15 protein-coding genes are annotated in these 16,257 nt (G+C 60.9%); 7 read left to right on the plus strand and 8 right to left on the minus strand.

Going from position 1 to position 16,257, the window contains the following annotated elements; all coding sequences use genetic code 11:
• Positions 1–184 precede the first annotated feature (184 nt).
• The 3 genes from GWK63_RS02450 to arfB form a co-directional block, all read right to left on the minus strand.
• Positions 185–457 carry a hypothetical protein gene (locus GWK63_RS02450; RefSeq protein ID WP_039999226.1) on the minus strand — a complete coding sequence of 91 codons (273 nt, stop codon included), beginning with the start codon at positions 455–457 and terminating at the stop codon, positions 185–187.
• The gene (locus tag GWK63_RS02455; RefSeq protein WP_166498124.1) at positions 411–2,357 is read right to left on the minus strand and encodes a hypothetical protein; all 1,947 of its coding nucleotides are present in this window, start codon (positions 2,355–2,357) and stop codon (positions 411–413) included. Before GWK63_RS02455 ends, GWK63_RS02450 begins: the two co-directional genes overlap by 47 nt.
• A gap of 624 nt (positions 2,358–2,981) precedes the next feature.
• Positions 2,982–3,389: an alternative ribosome rescue aminoacyl-tRNA hydrolase ArfB gene (gene arfB / locus GWK63_RS02460; protein WP_034928830.1), complete on the minus strand. Its 408-nt coding sequence runs from the start codon at positions 3,387–3,389 to the stop codon at positions 2,982–2,984.
• Positions 3,390–3,516: 127 nt separating this feature from the next.
• Here arfB and GWK63_RS02465 point away from each other — a divergent pair, with 127 nt between their 5' ends.
• Genes GWK63_RS02465 through GWK63_RS02475 form a run of 3 tightly spaced genes read left to right on the plus strand, consistent with a single transcriptional unit; the run spans position 3,517 to position 4,287 of the window.
• Positions 3,517–3,807 carry a hypothetical protein gene (locus GWK63_RS02465; protein WP_007398893.1) on the plus strand — a complete coding sequence of 97 codons (291 nt, stop codon included), beginning with the start codon at positions 3,517–3,519 and terminating at the stop codon, positions 3,805–3,807.
• A 21-nt stretch (positions 3,808–3,828) separates the two neighbouring features.
• The gene (locus GWK63_RS02470; protein ID WP_007398894.1) at positions 3,829–3,984 is read left to right on the plus strand and encodes a hypothetical protein; all 156 of its coding nucleotides are present in this window, start codon (positions 3,829–3,831) and stop codon (positions 3,982–3,984) included.
• Between the two features lie 27 nt (positions 3,985–4,011).
• Entirely contained in the window at positions 4,012–4,287 is a 276-nt protein-coding gene (locus GWK63_RS02475; protein WP_007398895.1) for a hypothetical protein, read from the plus strand.
• Here GWK63_RS02475 and GWK63_RS02480 read toward each other — a convergent pair.
• The 3 genes from GWK63_RS02480 to GWK63_RS02490 are packed head-to-tail and all read right to left on the minus strand — an operon-like array spanning position 4,261 to position 7,622.
• Entirely contained in the window at positions 4,261–5,208 is a 948-nt protein-coding gene (locus GWK63_RS02480) for a hypothetical protein (RefSeq protein WP_007398896.1), read from the minus strand. The genes GWK63_RS02475 and GWK63_RS02480 overlap by 27 nt on opposite strands.
• Before the next feature lie 45 nt (positions 5,209–5,253).
• A complete protein-coding gene (locus GWK63_RS02485) occupies positions 5,254–6,057 on the minus strand; it encodes a glycosyltransferase family 2 protein (protein ID WP_039999229.1) in 804 nt (267 codons plus the stop codon).
• On the minus strand, positions 6,054–7,622 hold the full coding sequence (locus GWK63_RS02490) for a CgeB family protein (RefSeq protein WP_007398898.1): 1,569 nt from the start codon (positions 7,620–7,622) through the stop codon (positions 6,054–6,056). The genes GWK63_RS02485 and GWK63_RS02490 overlap by 4 nt, the downstream gene beginning before the upstream one ends.
• A gap of 639 nt (positions 7,623–8,261) precedes the next feature.
• Here GWK63_RS02490 and GWK63_RS02495 point away from each other — a divergent pair.
• The 3 genes from GWK63_RS02495 to pstS all read left to right on the plus strand — a co-directional run bounded on the left by GWK63_RS02495 (position 8,262) and on the right by pstS (position 11,817).
• Complete coding sequence (locus tag GWK63_RS02495) at positions 8,262–8,930, plus strand: hypothetical protein (protein ID WP_007398900.1); 669 nt, start codon at positions 8,262–8,264, stop codon at positions 8,928–8,930.
• Positions 8,931–9,001: 71 nt separating this feature from the next.
• Positions 9,002–10,459, plus strand: a complete 1,458-nt coding sequence (locus GWK63_RS02500) for a mannose-1-phosphate guanylyltransferase/mannose-6-phosphate isomerase (protein WP_050800722.1) — start codon at positions 9,002–9,004, stop codon at positions 10,457–10,459.
• Between the two features lie 365 nt (positions 10,460–10,824).
• A complete protein-coding gene (pstS, locus tag GWK63_RS02505) occupies positions 10,825–11,817 on the plus strand; it encodes a phosphate ABC transporter substrate-binding protein PstS (protein WP_034928845.1) in 993 nt (330 codons plus the stop codon).
• Positions 11,818–12,018: 201 nt separating this feature from the next.
• Here the strand turns inward: pstS and GWK63_RS02510 are convergent, their stop codons facing one another.
• Positions 12,019–13,365 carry an ATP-grasp domain-containing protein gene (locus GWK63_RS02510; RefSeq protein ID WP_007398906.1) on the minus strand — a complete coding sequence of 449 codons (1,347 nt, stop codon included), beginning with the start codon at positions 13,363–13,365 and terminating at the stop codon, positions 12,019–12,021.
• 253 nt (positions 13,366–13,618) lie between these two features.
• Between GWK63_RS02510 and istA the strand changes: the two genes are divergently transcribed.
• Positions 13,619–14,803, plus strand: a complete 1,185-nt coding sequence (gene istA / locus GWK63_RS02515; RefSeq protein ID WP_408885786.1) for an IS21 family transposase — start codon at positions 13,619–13,621, stop codon at positions 14,801–14,803.
• Positions 14,804–14,863: 60 nt separating this feature from the next.
• Here istA and GWK63_RS02520 read toward each other — a convergent pair whose 3' ends face one another.
• Positions 14,864–16,084: an NAD(P)-binding domain-containing protein gene (locus GWK63_RS02520; RefSeq protein WP_112209872.1), complete on the minus strand. Its 1,221-nt coding sequence runs from the start codon at positions 16,082–16,084 to the stop codon at positions 14,864–14,866.
• Positions 16,085–16,257: the final 173 nt, after the last annotated feature.

Consider the following 16,257-nt stretch of genomic DNA (forward strand, 5'->3'; position numbering starts at 1 on the left):
CGGTACGGGTGTCTGGACAGGGGCTGCCCGTCCCTTCTCCCGCCACCTCCTGTCCCGGATTGGGGGGGACGGCGGCCGGGGCCGTCCGGGGGTAAAACTCAGCCGTTCTGCGCTGTCATCAGGACGATGCGCCATGGCCTGTCCTGTCGCAGGTGGTCAGAAGGCCCCTACGGTATCGCGTTATTCATGCGCTCGTGATGCCTGCGCCAGAATATGTCATGCCCTTCCCGAGCATGGCCCTGAACCTGGTGGCCATTTTCAATGGGGGGCGCGTGATGGTGATCCTGATGGCTGCAATATCAAGCCGGGCCCCGGTATCGGTAAACAGGCGGACTTCAAAAAGACTGATATCTTCAGCCACGTCCGCGCAGAGAACGAGTTTTCTTTTCCAAGTGGTGGACAGATTGAAGTCACGCGCGGCAATCACCCTGTTGCCCTGATCTGCGGATATATCCATCCGTACCCTGCCTGAGTGTCTTTCCTGACAGGATGACCGTGACCGTATAATGCCCGGCTGGCAGGTCTATGTAAGGACCGAAAAGCGCGCATCCCTTCTGCCCGGTGACCCGAAGAACGCCATCGACACGCGTGGCGCAGTCAGTCAGCAGGGCAGGATTATCCGCGGTGAAATGCCAGTGAAGGGGCGTGTCCGCATGCGGCACGCCGTTCCTTTTCCCACCCCCCCTGACCGCGGGCAGGCGTTGCCAGTAGGCGGCATTGAAACGGAACGTACTGAAAAAGCGGCAGGAAACCCACTGGTCATCGGGAGCCAGCCTGAGTGCCTGACCGAAAGCCTGTTCGGCTTCGTCGGGTTTTTTGTTGATCAGGGCAAGTTCCCCCCGCACCAGCCATGCCTGCGGGTTGGCCATGTCAAAATTATGAAGCAGGCGGGATTCGCCATGGTCATGGTCTGTGGGACTGGGGCCGGCCAGTGTCAGATCCAGCGCGTTGATCTGGCGCCGGATCTCATCGAATACACGGAAATAGACGATCCGGTTGAAGTGGTTGGGATCATGTTCACGTTCCCGCAGGTCGTCAAACACGTAATCATCGACCAGAATGAAGGAAACATTGTCATACGCATCCGTAATCACACGCATGGCGTTGTTGTAGGCCACACGCTCCTGGCACACCGTTACGGTTCCGTCCTTCCCCAGTATCCTGGTTGACAGGCCCAGGACAAAGGCATGGCTGTCGCGCGGCAGCAGGCGCAGGATTCGCAGGGCGGCTTCCAGGCTCCGGCGGTGGCTGGTCTGCGGAACGTGGTCATAATGTGCCTGCAGTTCAGAAATGGCCGTGGCCGCCCGGGGCGCGTAATCTGAAGGATCGAGCACTGGCAGGTGGGACGGCCAGATATCCGGAACCCCGAGCAGGTCAGGGAAGTGGATGTTGACCCTGATATCAAAATCCCTGTGCTTCCAGTAATCCATCACATGCCAGAAAGACAGAACCCAGACCTGTGGACCGGAATGTTCCCCGCTCAGCGCGGTCTCGAAATGGGATGGCTGGTATCCAAGCCGGAGCAGGCTTTCCAGCATGGGTTGGGACAGGGAGGACAGGGCCAGATGCGCCATCTCGGGCGCGTCGGGACGGAACACCATCCCGTCACGGACATTGGCTGTCTCTTCAATGACTGTATCTGATATTTCACGGAAATAGTGTGATAACGCCACCATTTCGCAACCGCCGCGCAGGACAATGCGGGAAACCTGCTTCGATCCTGCGTCTGCATTGTCAACCGTGACCTGATGACCCGAATGAATCCAGTCAATGGGTGTTTCAGCCAGGATATCGGTCACAACATTCCCCGCAATGGTGATATCGGGGCGGCCCAGTCTCTGGTAAAGCCATGTTTCCACCTGCATGCCGAGTGTCCGGCATGAAAAGCAGTAGTGATGCAAGGCAGGCGGCCCATTAAATCCCTGGGAAAGGACATAAAACCCGACATGGCCGTAATCGCCATAACGGTCCCTGACATGTACCAGTCCGGCCGCGTTTGCCGGGTCGGCCAGCAGGCTTCTTAATTCCCGCCTTGCGTCTTCCATGTTTTCGGACAGCCGTACCTTGGTAAAGTTAAGCTGGTTCGTACGGTTGATCAGTTCGATGGCCCGGTCGATATGGGGTTCGATATCATAATCTATTGCAACCTGAATATCGCTCCCGCGCAGGAAATCAGCAGGATCGGCGGCATGGGACATCTCACCGGCGCGGCGTTCGAGAATCTGGTAATGCTTCAGGCGGGAAAGATCGTGGTCGTCCTTGCCCTGAAGCAGGGGATTGTCCAGCATGCCCTTGATAACTGACGGATCGGCAACCTGTATTCCCTCCACGAAGGCCTGGGCTTCAGCCAGGTTCATGGGGTTGTCATCTATGAAAAGAACGGTCGGTGCCCGTAACTGGGATGCCTGAACCAGTGCCTGCAGGCGCGGTCCCTTTGCGGTCCAGTCAATGCTCGGGAATACAAAATAGTCCCAGAGGCCCTTTTCCTTTAATAAATTCTCAATGGTCTGATGGTCGTTGCGCGAGCAGATTGATGAGACTATCCCGCGTCTGGCCAGTTCGATTACAATATTATGGTGCTCCGGCAGATAATCTATTCCGCCTTCCGTCAGGGTTCCACGCCAGAATGTCTCATCAAGATCCCAAACAACAAGGCGGACCTTTTCATTCATAATTATATAGCCTTCATATCAGATTTATTAATAGGTAATATCAAATCGGATCTGCGATGGACGCTGGCAGATGATAGACTGATTACCACATGTTTACCAATAGGCCTTGGTGCAGGCATATTATCCGTATGAAGTCACACCAGAGTGCTGGTAAGCATTACCTGTGTCATGCGGTGCGACACCTGATGCACTCAGGGCGGCGGCTGCAATGCCGGAGGACCCGATGGCCCGCATGGCCGTCAGTGTACGGGGCCGGGATCATGGCCGTGGGGGCTGGCATGAGGTACTGCTGGCGTCGGGCGTGCGCCCTCAGTCCGTAAAGCGGCCGCTGCGTCCCTGCTTGATGCGACTGCGGTGCTGCTTGTTGTCCAGCCGCCTGCGGCGCTGGCTGCGTGACGGGCGGGTGGGTACGCGATGGGCCTGCACCGTGCTGGCTTCCCCGATCATTTCATGCAGGCGGTTGATGGCATCCTCGCGGTTGCGGGTCTGGCTGCGGAAGCGGCGCGCGGTCAGCACGATCACGCCATCGCCCGTCATCCGGCTGCCCGCCACCGCAACCAGCCTGTGCTTGGTGCGTGGTGGCAGGGAGGGGGAATTGCGCACGTCAAAGCGCAACTGGGCCGCCGTTGCCACCTTGTTGACGTTCTGCCCCCCCGGGCCGGAGGCCAGGATATAGGTCACATGTAATTCATCATCGGGAATGACGGGCGGCGACATGGCGGTTTACGGTCCTGGGATGGGGGAGATATGGCGCAGGCTCATGGCCCGCCCTGCGTGGGCAGCATTGCTGTGCTGGTGGTTTGCCATCACCATGTATGCCACATGATGACAGGAATGGAGTAGCATGCTCATGACCGAACAGGCGATAACCGACCAGTTGCGCAAGGCGCTTGCACAGGCGGCGGGTGATGCGGCGCAGGCCAAGGTCATGCCTGTCGTGAAGATGATTGCGGCCCAGCAGCTTGTGGTCATGGATCTCATGCAGATGCTGGTGGAGGCAAAGGTGCTGCATGCCGACGAGATCGCGGCCCGCATGCGTCACCACATGGAGCATACCGACCCCAGGGACATGGCGGCGCGCACGCTGTTCGAGCAGGTGCGGACCCGCTTTGCCGCCGCGGCCCGAACCGCCTGATAGTGTAAGGAATGTATGCAGATGGCTGATCATCCTCCTGCCCTTCGGGCTGAAATCGCCGCACTCAGGACGGAACTTGCGCGTGTGCGCGACGAACTGACGGTCGCCCGCAAGACCATACAGGACCTGAACCTCAAGCTGCGGCGTGAACAGGCCCGTACGCCCACCACGCGCTAGGGTCCATATGACAGGAAATACACGATCATGACAGAAGAACGTGACGCCACCGGCCGCGCCGTGGTCTATCCCACCGTAAGCTGCGGGGCGGAAGCGGTGCAGGATTCCATTGTGGTCATGGACCTGTTCATGGCCACTGCACCCGAACATATGCCAAAGGGTGACAGGCGGGTCGTGACCGTGCTGCCGCCGGAGCTTGCCCTCAACCTTGCCCGGCAGCTGACCGCAGCCGCCGGGAAGGTGCAGGCCGCCCGTGCTGCAAAGGCTGCTCCCGCATCACCCGACAGCCGCCGTCCGGCATAGGCGCATGGCGCCGTAACGCAGGTTGAGCGCCACCTGCCCGCCCTGCACGGTGGGCACGGGCATGGTGTTGTCCAGTGCCGCGCGCATGGCCTTCTGCGAGGCCATGTGTACGATGCCGACAGGCGCGTGGGGAAAGAACAGGTTGGCCAGCTGGCCCGTAGCCTCATCCAGCAGCCAGGGGCCAAGGTAGTTGTGGCTGTTGTCCAGGAATGTGACCGGCAGCCCGTCGATATAGACCGCCAGCGCCATGCAGAGCTGGTCCTGCGTGAAGGCCATGTTGCGCCGGGGCAGGATCAGTGCCTGCCAGCGCCGCAGGACAGGCCAGATCGGCGCCTGGCGGTGCAGGCAGAACACGCCAGCATTGAGCAGGGGCTTCGCGCCAATGCGCCTGCGTATGGAAAAGGGCAGGCGCGCACGGGCCGCGTTCTTGTACAGAAACGAACGGATCTGCATCCAGCCGGGGCAGATCCAGCGCACGCCCAGCAGGTCGGCCCGCTTGGCCCCGATTTCGGGCACGATGGCCAGTGTGCCGCTGCGTGCCGCGGCAAACAGGCGTTCGACCGCCATGCCGTCCTGCACCCATGTATCGGCGTCCAGCCACAGGATCAGGTCGAATTCCGGCAGCATCCGGTCCAGCCACAGCTTGGATATGTTGATGCCCAGGCTGGGGCGGCGGCGTAGCGCGCGGCGGGGTGCGTAATCGGGAATAAAGGGGGGCAGGACCCGTATGCCCTGCGCGTGCAGCGTGGCGCGCTGGTCTGGCGTCATGCCGCAGTCGATCACCCCGATGGGGGTGGGCCTGTACGCGCGGATGGAGGCGACCAGTTCCGCCACCAGTACGAAATATGTGCTGTCGCAACCGGTCACGATGATCCGGTGGTCCGTGCATGTCTGTGTGGCAGGGGAAGCGGGTGCTGTCATGCTCCCATCATAGGGGCAGGGGGCGCTGGCGGAAATATGTCCCGGTCATGCTTTCACCACCTGTGTGGCCATGCGGGCGCGGGCGGTCAGTTCGGGGTGGCGGAAGGCCATGATGGCACGCAGGCTTTCATGCGCGGCCCAGGCATCGTTCGTGGTGCGGGAATCGCCATGCACGCGGTAGCGGCACAGGATTTCGGGCACGTAGCCCGCTTCCAGCCCATGATCCATGAATTTCAGCCAGAAATCGTAATCTTCCCATCCTGCGTCAATATGGCTGTAGCCATCCACATCCATCCAGGCCTGCCGGCGGACCAGCGCCATGACATCCACATAGTTCTCGCGCGCCATCTGCATCGGGTCCCATATGTCGGCCAGGCCAAGGCGCTGCTCGCGGCCGAAGAACTCGATCTGGCTGTACGTGGCGTCAAACCCGCCATCCCGCGCGGCTTCGTGCAGGCGGGCAAGGGCGCGGGGATAGATGGTGTTGTCCGCATCCATTACGAATACGAACGTGCCCATGGCATGCCCGAAGGCCGTGTTGCGCGCGGCGGAGGGACCCAGGTTGCGCGCATGCACGATCAGGCTGGCGCGCCAGAACCGCTTCTGGTTGGCTTCCATCCAGGCGGTGATCAGGTCAACCGACCCGTCCTTCGTGGAATGGTCGTCCACCACCACCAGGTCCAGGGCCGTATGGGTCTGGGCGGCAATGGAGTCCAGTGCATCGATGATGTAGCAGCCGTAATTGTAGTTGGTCAGGCATATGCTGATCAGGTCGGTCGGCTTCTTGCGGCGGCTTTTGAACGTGCGGGCGGACTGGCCGGTGGCCATCCATGGGGCGTTGAGGCTCATGCTTCCGGCGTGCTCCATACATACGAGATGAATCCACGGATTCGCGCGCAGCGGGCGCGGTTTCCGGCGGAGGTGCCGATCAGCTGCCATGTGGCCGTGCGGATTTCTTCCGCCCGCGCCTGGCCATCGGGCGTGTGCAGCAGCCATTCGATCAGGTTGGGGATGTGGCGGCCGGTTTCCTCCAGGAAATGGATACCGGGACGGAACACCGGGTGCGGCAGGCAGGGTTCGGACACCACCACGCTGCCATTGGCCATCGCGCCCTTGACGATGCGGTGCCATTCAAAAAAACCGTATTCATCGCGGTGGATGTTCAGCGCGATGCGCGAATGCCCCGCTACATGGGCGGCAAGGCGGGAGAGCAGCCTGTCGCGCGGGCTGCTGTCGATCGGTGTGGTGAATTTGCGGTAGTAGAAGTAATTGCGGTACTGCGCGAGGAAACCGGCATTGCGGGCAAAGAACTTCTCGCGGTGGGCGGAACTGCCGCCAAAAAAACTGATGTCCAGTGGCCGCCGGGCAAAGGGGGCAAGCGGGTCGGGCCGCTTGCGGCAGGCAGGCGGCAGGACGCGCACCATGGGGTGGGTCATGTCCTCCTTGAGCAGGTAGCCGCGCGTGGTGTCGATATTGGGCGTGAAATGGATGGCGGGCATCCCGGCCTGATGGAAGCTCCGGGCCATCTGGTGGCAGATGTCGATCACACCGGCGGACATGAGCAGGAAGGGGATGCCGCGCTCGAACCACAGGGTCTGTGGCTGCTCGGTATTGAACATGATGGCATCCTGGATGATGCTGCCCGTGGCCCAGACCTGCCCGCGCCCGATATGGAAGAATTCATGCGGGGCAACGAAGATGCACAGGTCGGGGCGCTGGTCGGGATCGGTGTTTTCATCCAGCAGGACACAGTTCAGCCCCGCTTCCGTCAGGGTGCGGTGCAGGTCGGCCGCGATTTCATGAATGAAGACATTGCCACCTGAATTATAGAAAATGCCGATACTGTCAGGCACCGGCCCATCGGGCAGCGTCTGGGTGGCATGATCTGGCTCGGTGCCGATACACAGCGTGCCCAGTGTTTCGGACACGCGCAGGGCCTTGAACAGGCGCCGCCCCTCCGGCACGCCATACAGCAGTGCATGTTCGGCAAGGTCGGTCGTATCACGCGCCACGTCGCGGTTCAGGTCGTGATAGTCCCCGGCTTCAAAGAAGGGCAGCTGCTCAAGTGTCCTGACCCCAAGGCTGAGGTCCTCCAGCCGGAAGCGTGTCAGCAGCCCGTGATGGGCGATATGGCAGCCATTATGGGTCTGCAGGAAGTGGATGAACGGGTTGCGGCTGTCCAGCCCGGCATCAGGGTGCTGCGCCACGTACAGGGCGGGGCGGAAATTGCGGTTGGGCCGCCGCCCTTCACGGAAGCCGTATTTGACATAATGCACCAGCGGCTCATAGCCCGACCCGGCTATGTCCTGATTGGTGGCAAGGTAGAATTCCGTGTCGAACTGGCCGGATTCCCGGATGATCTTGATATCCTGTTGTTCCGTAGGGGTCAGTGTCAGGAGCAGGTCCGCGGACAATGTCTTTACCTTGGCTGGGGCTTGGCACGGAGCGGACCGATGCTTCGATGGACCGCACTGCTTTCCGGCTAAGGCAGATCAATTAATAATTGATTATTCCAGCCGTTTATTTCCGACCGGGAATTCGCGGCTTTGTGCGGGATGCCGGGCATATGCTGTACCGGATCATCATAAATTTCCGTCCGGGATGGCGCGGTCTGTCCCCTGACATCCTGTCGCACGGCGGCCCGGCATTGCCGCCCGCCCGTCCATGGGCCGGAATAATGATATTATCAATCATGATGCATATAATGTTCATGCCGGAAGGTGCCCCCCCGCACTGCTGCGCGCATCCGTAGCCATGCCTTCGGGGGCGGAATGCCGGATGGCGGATACCCGCACGCGGCAGGGCTTCATTTCTGCCGGCCGGTCAGGCGGCGGCAGGCGGACTGCCCATGTGTGCCTGAAGCAGCGCCTTGGCCCCGGTCACGGATGGGTGGCCTGGGGGGGCATGCATGGCGGAAATGTGGGGTCTCTGTTAGGGTGGAGCTCCGGAACGGGTTTCGCGCAGGGGGAGGGGCACGCCCCGCTGGCCTGGAGCCTTTCCATCATGGATGAAGAGGGCGCGTGGCAGACGGCGCGCGGATTGGGAGGCGTCGCATGTATCCGGTCCATATTTACGGGCATACGGATGTACCAGGCTTTATCAGGCGGCATCGCTGGGCCTGCATGGCGCTGCCGGTGCTGCTGGCCCTGCTGGGCAGCATTGCGGGATACCTGAGCTGGAACAACCACAGTGATGCCCGATTTGCCCGCCACAATGTGCTTATGAAGCATTCGCAGGAAGAAGCGGCCTATGCCCGCCAGCTTGCCGAATATGACGCGACGATCATACAGAACCGTCGTGTCTTTCTGGATATCACGCGCGCGGATTTCGCGCGTGTCGCGCCACCCGCGCAGATGGCATGGCTGGTCAGGGAATACCAGAAATTCGATATCAGCCGCGTGAAACTGTATGACGGGCATGAGACACGTCCCTATGTGCCCGCCCCCTGTCCCGGTCCCTTGTGCTTCATCCCCATCTTCGTGGAGGAACTGCACGATGACCCCGTCCGTAACCTGAAATATGTCCAGGTTGGCGCGCTGGAGGACACCTCGCGCACGCTGATCATCGATTCCGAACAGTTCTGGCGGCTGCGCAAGCTGGTCATCCGTGTCGATGCCATCCTGTTCGCCGCCTATCACCAGCAGATCAGTGATTACGAGAAGACGATGCAGCTTCGCGCCTCGCTCGACGTCTTGCGGCAGGCCACGCAGAAGCTACATTAGCGCGACAGAATGGAAAAACAGGTTCATTCATGCCGCTTCACGTAGATGGCGGTTTTTTCCAAGGAGTTACGATGGGCACTTCCATGACGCATACAGCGCAGCAGCCGGGGCAGATTCCCGTGGTTCCGGTTATCCTGTCGGGTGGAAGTGGCAGCCGGCTGTGGCCTGTCTCGCGCAGTTCCTATCCCAAGCAGTTCTGGCCACTGGTCACGAAGCATACGATGGTGCAGGAAACCGCCCTGCGCAGCCACGGACCGGGCTTCAGCGCCCCGATCGTGGTGTGCAACAACGAGCACCGCTTCATCATGGCCGAGCAGCTGAAGGAAGTGGGGATCACGCAGGCGCGCATCCTGCTTGAGCCGGTGGGGCGCAATTCGGCACCCGCCATCGCCGCGGCGGCCCTGCTTGCGGCCGAAACCGATCCCGATGCGGTCTTGTGGGTCATGGCGGCCGATGCCGCGATGCAGAAGCCCGAGAATATCGCCCCCGCCCTGGCCATTGCGGCCCAGGTCGCGCGCGCGGGCCGCATCGTGACCTTCGGCATGACGCCAACCAAGGCGGAAACCGGCTATGGCTATATTGAAAAGGGCGCGGCGCTGGATGGGTACGCGGGTGCCTTTTCCGTTGCCAAATTCGTTGAAAAGCCGGATGCCGAAAATGCCACGCGCATGTTCGAATCGGGCCGGTTCCTGTGGAATTCGGGCATGTTCGTCTTTACCGCCCGCACCATGCTGGCCGAGATGGAAAAGTTTGAACCCGCCATCATCGCCGCCGTGACGCAGGCCGTGCGCGAGCGGCGTTCCGACATTGATTTCGAACGGCTGGACGAAGCGGCCTTCGATGCCTGCCCCGATATCTCGATTGACTATGCCGTGGCGGAACGGACCACGCTCATGACCGTCATTCCCGGTGATTTCGGCTGGTCCGATGTGGGCAGTTGGGATGCGTTGTGGGAACTCAGCCCCAAGGACAGCGCGGGCAATGTCAGCATTGGCGATGTGTTCATGCATAATACATCGGGCAGCTACGTGCGCAGCGACGGCGTCCTGACCGCCGTGACCGGGGTGGAGGACCTGCTGGTCGTGGTCAATGATGACGCGGTCCTGGTTACGCACCGCCAGCATGCGCAGGATGTGAAGGCCATTGTCTCCCTGCTCAAGAAGGCCGGGCGCAAGGAGGCGGCAAGCCATACACGGTGCTATCGTCCGTGGGGCTTTTACGAGAGCCTGATCGAGGGCAGCCGCTTCCAGGTCAAGCGCATCGTGGTGGACCCGGGCGGGAAGCTGTCACTGCAGAAGCATTACCATCGCGCCGAGCACTGGGTTGTGGTGGAAGGCACGGCACAGGTCACTCGCAATGAGGAGAAGATCCTTGTGCGTGAGAACGAGAGTGTCTACCTGCCGCTTGGTGCCCTGCACCGGCTGGAAAATCCCGGCCGTATTCCCCTGACCCTGATCGAAGTCCAGTCCGGTCCCTATCTGGGGGAAGATGACATCGTGCGTGTGGAAGACATCTACAGCCGTGCCTGACCCGACGGCAGGGGCGTGTTATCGGGGCGTGGTGTTGCACACACCGCGCCCTTTTTTATTGGGCGCGTTGCAAAACAACGGATTGGTAAAAAAAGATAAAAGGACCCGGGTGCCGCCTTTTTTTACAAAGGCAGTGTCTGCGCGGTTTTGGGAAAAGGCGTCGCCGGAAACGCCTTTGGGATTTATCCGGCGCAGGCATCCGGACAGAGTCGGGAAGAATTCATATTTCCTTCATAAAACTGTCATGGACTTATCATTTTATTTTACACGGTCATTTTTTTATTGTCTGGCCTGTCGGCTTCACGGCCAGACGCGTCTGTATTTTCATGTCGGAGAACATGAGTATTATGTACTTTCCTGCTCGAATGCTTACATGTGCCCTGTTGGCAACCGCCCTGCCGGTCATGGCGCATGCTGCTGATATCACGGGTGCCGGTTCCAGCTTTGCCGCGCCCATTTATGGAGCCTGGGGGGCAGACGGTCGGAGTGCGGCTGGCGTTAACCTGAATTATCAGACCGTGGGTTCCAGCGCGGGCCAGAACCAGATCCTGGCCGGTACGGTTGATTTTGGTGCATCCGATGTGCCGATGGAACGCCAGAAGCTGGAATCGGCGCATCTGTTCCAGTTTCCCACTGTCATGGGCGGGATCGTGCCCGTCATCAATCTGCCCGGCATTGCCGCCAACCAGATCCAGCTTGATGGTCCCACGCTTGCCGCCATCTACCGGGGTGAGATCGACCAGTGGAACAACCCCCGCATCGCGGCCCTCAACCCCGGCCTGAAGCTGCCCGATACCGCGATTGCCACCGTGCATCGTGCCGATGGGTCGGGCACGACGGCGGTTTTCACCGGTTATCTGGCCCATGTCTCGCCTGAATGGCGCGAAGGGCAGGGTGCGGGGGCTTCCATCGCATGGCCCGGTGGCATTGGCGCGCGTGGCAATGACGGCGTGGCGGCTTCCGTGCGCAATACCGAAGGCGCGATCGGTTATGTTGAATACGCCTTTGCCGCCAACGCGCACATGATTACCGTCAAGCTGAAGAACCATAGCGGTGCCTTTGTGGCCCCCAACATGGACAGCTTCAACAGCGCCGCCGCGGCAGCGGACTGGAAGGATGCGTCCCATTTCGCGGTTGACCTGCTGGATACCGCCGGTGCGGGTGCGTGGCCGATCATGTCCCCCACCTATGTGCTGGTTCCCGTGCCGACGGGCAAGACCGCCCATGGCGCGGATGTGCGCAGGTTCTTTGGCTATGCGCTTAAAAGCGGTGATGCCGCAGCCTATCGCCTTGATTACGTGCCGGTGCCCGCCAGCGTGAAGGCCGATATCCTGCAGCAGTGGGATAGCGCGAAATAATCCATTGCCCCGCGTAAGGGCATGACAGGGCCGCCCGGCTTTCCGGGCGGCTTTTTTAAGAGCATATTTTTGAAACAATGCTTTGAAAAAATAAAAGTTTCTGGGTGTCGCCTTTTTTCAAAAAGGCGGCGTTCCTTGAAGCTTCTTGAAAAAAGCTTCTCCAAAAACTTCCCTATGATTGCAGGGTAATTCAGGCCCCTTTTATATATGGCTGGTCCGTAACGCCGCCATGGGCGAACTGTCCGTCATCATGCCGCCCTGCAGCAGGGTGGACAGCTTGCCCAGGGCTTCGCCCCGGTCCACCGATTTGCCATAGGGCATGTTGGGTCGCAGCCGTTCCTCCAGCCGGGCCACGGAACCACGGCGTGGCCAGGGGCGGCGCAGCAGTTCCTCCACCAGTTCGGGGTAGCGCCAGGGGATGTCGATCCATGCGCCCGCATTGTGCAGGCTGGCGGCATCGGCGCGCAGGATCTGCGGGAACAGGGCAATCACGCTGCGCTCGCCCACTTCCTGGCCCGGATGGGGGCGTGTGGCCAGGGCGCTTCCCTGCACATGTTGCAGCAGGCGGCGGATCAGGGTCGTGCCGCCATGGCACAGATGGCCGATCTGGGTCAGGCGCGGGTTCATTTCTATGAAATGATAGGTGCCGGTGCGCGCGCAGCGGACAAAATCCAGCCCGAAGAAGCCCGACAGGTTCAGCGCAGCACAGGTCACCCGTGCCGCGCGCTCCATATCGGCGGAGCGGGTGATCTCGACCACCGTCGCCGCCCCCGTCCGCCCCTGGTAGGACACGACATCCACCCCCAGCGTGCCAATCACTTCCCCCTTCCAGCAGGCGACCATGATATTGGCGGGCATGCCACTTATATGGGCCTGCGCAATGACCGGCATGGACTGGCGTGCCGTGGCTTCCATGAAGGAATAGATGTCACGGTCCGCCAGCAGCACACGCAGCGCGCAGGCCATCCGGACCGGCTGCGACAGGCGGCGGAAGCTGCTTTCGGCTTCCCGCACCGTATCGGCAATGACCACGCCGGAACCGCCCCAGCTGCGGTCACGCTTGAGCACCCACGGACCGGGCGTGGTCGCGCACCATTGCCGCACATCTTCCACCGTGGCCATGCTGGCGGCGGCCGGGGTCGGGATACCGCGCGCGCGAAGCGCATCGATCAGCCTGAGCCGGGTCCGGGCATAGGCAAAGCAGTCCGGCTGGCCCAGTGAGGTTTTGATGATGGCTTGGCACGCCCGGCCCGCCTGCGTCGTGGGGTCGGCAGCGTCATGGACCTGATGCAGGGCACCCACGACCCGGTCATCGGCAGGTACGATCAGGTCCGGCCTGATTTCCGTAATGATGGTGGACAATGTGGAAATGGCGGCAACGCAGGGGTAGCTGCGCAGGGAGTCCAGTCCCCGGATGCAGCGAAGCGAATGCCCGGGCGGGCAGATTGCATGCACCCTGACCCCGCTTTCCAGAAACTCCAGTGCCGCCCGTGTAATGGCCGACCACCAGACCGAGGAGATGATGAGAACTGTAAAATCATTTTTCATGGGTAGGGACTTTCCAGTTCAGGTCTGGCTGTCACACCATGACCGGCGGAATATTCACTGAGCGAAAGCGGGCTGGGACCGGGGCTGTGAGTGCTGGTTGTAATCTCCCCAAATGTGCTGGTTGAAAATTCCCCAGTTTGAGGACTGTGCGTGATCGTCATGGGGGCATGCCCCCATGACGATCACGCGGCACATTTATCCCTGCTGATGCCAAAGGAAGGGCGAGCAGGTGATAGGACTCAGGGAGGTCGTTTTGATCCAGGAACTCAAAAGACAGGGGCTCAGCATCAGCGCCATCGCGCGCCAGACAGGGCTCGATCGCAAGACAGTGAAGAAGTATCTGGCCAATGGGCTGGAGACTCCAGCCTATGCACCGCGTAAACCGGTGGCCAGCGCAGCAGAACCTTATCGAACCTATCTGTTGGAGCGGATGGCAAGTTATCCCGGACTTTCATCGCGCAGGCTGCATCGTGAAATTCGCGACATGGGATATGACGGTGCCTATTCATCGCTGACGGAATATCTCCGGCAAATCCGCCCCCCGCTGCCCAGGCCTTATGAGCGGCGCTTCGAGACCGGAGCCGGCGTTCAGGCGCAGGTCGATTTTGCGGAATTCCAGACAGTCTTCACCGGCGAGCCAGGCATCGTGCGCAAGGTCTGGTTGTTCAGCATGGTGCTGGGGCACAGTCGCTGGCTGTGGGGACGTTTCTGCCCGAACCAGGGTCTGGAAACAGTGATGCGTTGCCACATCGCCGCCTTCGAGGCGATGGCGGGCTGCTGCACGGAAATTCTCTACGATCGCATGAAGACCGCTGTCATCGGTGAGGATGATGCGGGCGTGGTGACCTACAATGCCTCGCTGGTGGCGCTTCTGGCCCATTATGGCAGCGCCCCCAGAGCCTGCCAGCCCTATCGCGCCAAGACCAAGGGCAAGGTCGAGCGACCCTTCCGCTACATCCGTCAGGACTTCTTCCTTGGCCGCAGCTTCCATGATCTCGATGACCTCAACGCCCAGTTCGACGTCTGGCGCGCGGATATCGCCAACGCGCGGGCACATGCCACCACCGGGCGGATCGTGCAGGAGCATTTTGCACAGGAGCAGCCCCATCTGCATCCATTGCCTGCCCTGCGCTACGATGCTGTTCTGAGCGTCGAGCGGCGGATCAGCCGCGAGGGGATGGTGGCGGTGGCCGGCAATTATTACAGTGTGCCTGACACTGCCCGCCGTCGCGTGGTCGAGATCCAGCACCATACACATGAAGTCCTGATCTTCAATGCTGTCGTCGTCCACATCGAAGGTGCCAGCTATCGCCTGCGCCAGCATGCCGATCTGATCCCCGAGCATACACGGGCCCACGCCAATCTGATGCCACCGGCAGCGCCAAAGCGCCGCGGTAGGCCCCCAAAGCATGGAGCTATCGATCACCTCAATGGCTGATCACCATATCCGTGCTGGGGAATTTTCCGACAGCACATGTGGGGAATTTTGAAACAGCATTTACAGGGGCTGCCGCACGGCGGCCGTCTGCCGCCGCAACCGTGCCGACAGGCGGCGTGCGGCAAAGCGTGCACCGAACGCAAAGCGTAGCAGGGGGCCAAAGCTGCCTGCTGCCAGCGGCCCGATGAAATAGAGCCCCGGCACGCTTGATTCGAAGTGGCGCGACAGCGCGGGCATGTTGCCTTCTGTATGGATGTCGCGCGCCAATGCAGGGTCCACAAACGGGATGCGTGCCACGTCAACCTGTACCCCGGTGCCCAGGAATACGTGGTCCACATCCATCTCCCGCATTTCACCCGTGCTGGTCTCAAGGAATTCCAGATGGATGGCCTGCTGGCGCATGCTGGCGCGCTGCAGGTCGAGATTAAGGCAGATGGGTACTTTCTCACGCACCACCTGCCCGGTCACCCATCCTGCCGCCGGCCCCAGATGACCCCGCGTTATGCGCAGACGCAGGCGTGCCGGCAGCATGTGAAAGACATCGGGCAAATCACACGCCATGCGTGAGCGCCAGCCCGTGCCCAGCCCGGACAGGGGCTTTCTGATGCGCGTCAGCAGCAGTTTGAGCGGCGGGAGCGTGCGTGGCGGGTGGTTGATCCATATCTTGGGCCGACGGGTGCAGATAAAGGTTTCCGCCCCCACTTCATGCAGGAAACAGGCCGTATCCACCGCCGAGGACCCCGCCCCGATCACCGCCACCCGCCTGCCCGCGAAGCGGGTGAAGGCGGTTTCATCAAATGTATGGCTGACCCGTTCGGGGGGCAGGGTGCGCATGGCGGGGGGAACATGGGCAAAATCCCCGATCCCGATTGCCATGACCACCTTGCGCGCCATCACGCGCCCGCCGTTTTCCAGTTCCAGGGCAAATCCGTCTGCTGTGCGCGAAAGTCCGGTCACCCGGTCGGGCTGGATCTGGGGCACGTGGGCTTTCTGGAAGGCCTCGCCATATTCCCTGAACACATGGGCGGGAATGGGCACGCCAGTATGGGCGTATGGATAGCCCCGTTCCGCGCAGAACTGCTGGAGGGTGAAGCGCTGCTTCGGGTCGAACAGGTTCATGGCAAAACCTTCCGCCTTCAGGCGCAGTTCATCTGGAACATGGTCACGCCAGAAGGCCATCGGTCGCCCGAAAATACGGAAATCCACCCCTTTTTCACGCAGATGGGCTGCAAGGGAAAGACCGTAGGGGCCGGCCCCGATAATGGCTATGTCGGTATTCATGCGAAATCCACCAGCCAGCACGTCATGAGACGGCGCTTTATTTAATGATATTAAGGAAACACACGGTTATTCATTCAGGGTTTTAACTGAATCCACACATGTTGCTTGCTCCATACCAATCAGGAATTGAGGAAACAGGGGGGATGGATGCGTCATCCTGCCACATGTTAACC

The organism is Komagataeibacter rhaeticus, assembly GCF_011611525.1.
GTDB lineage: Bacteria > Pseudomonadota > Alphaproteobacteria > Acetobacterales > Acetobacteraceae > Komagataeibacter > Komagataeibacter rhaeticus.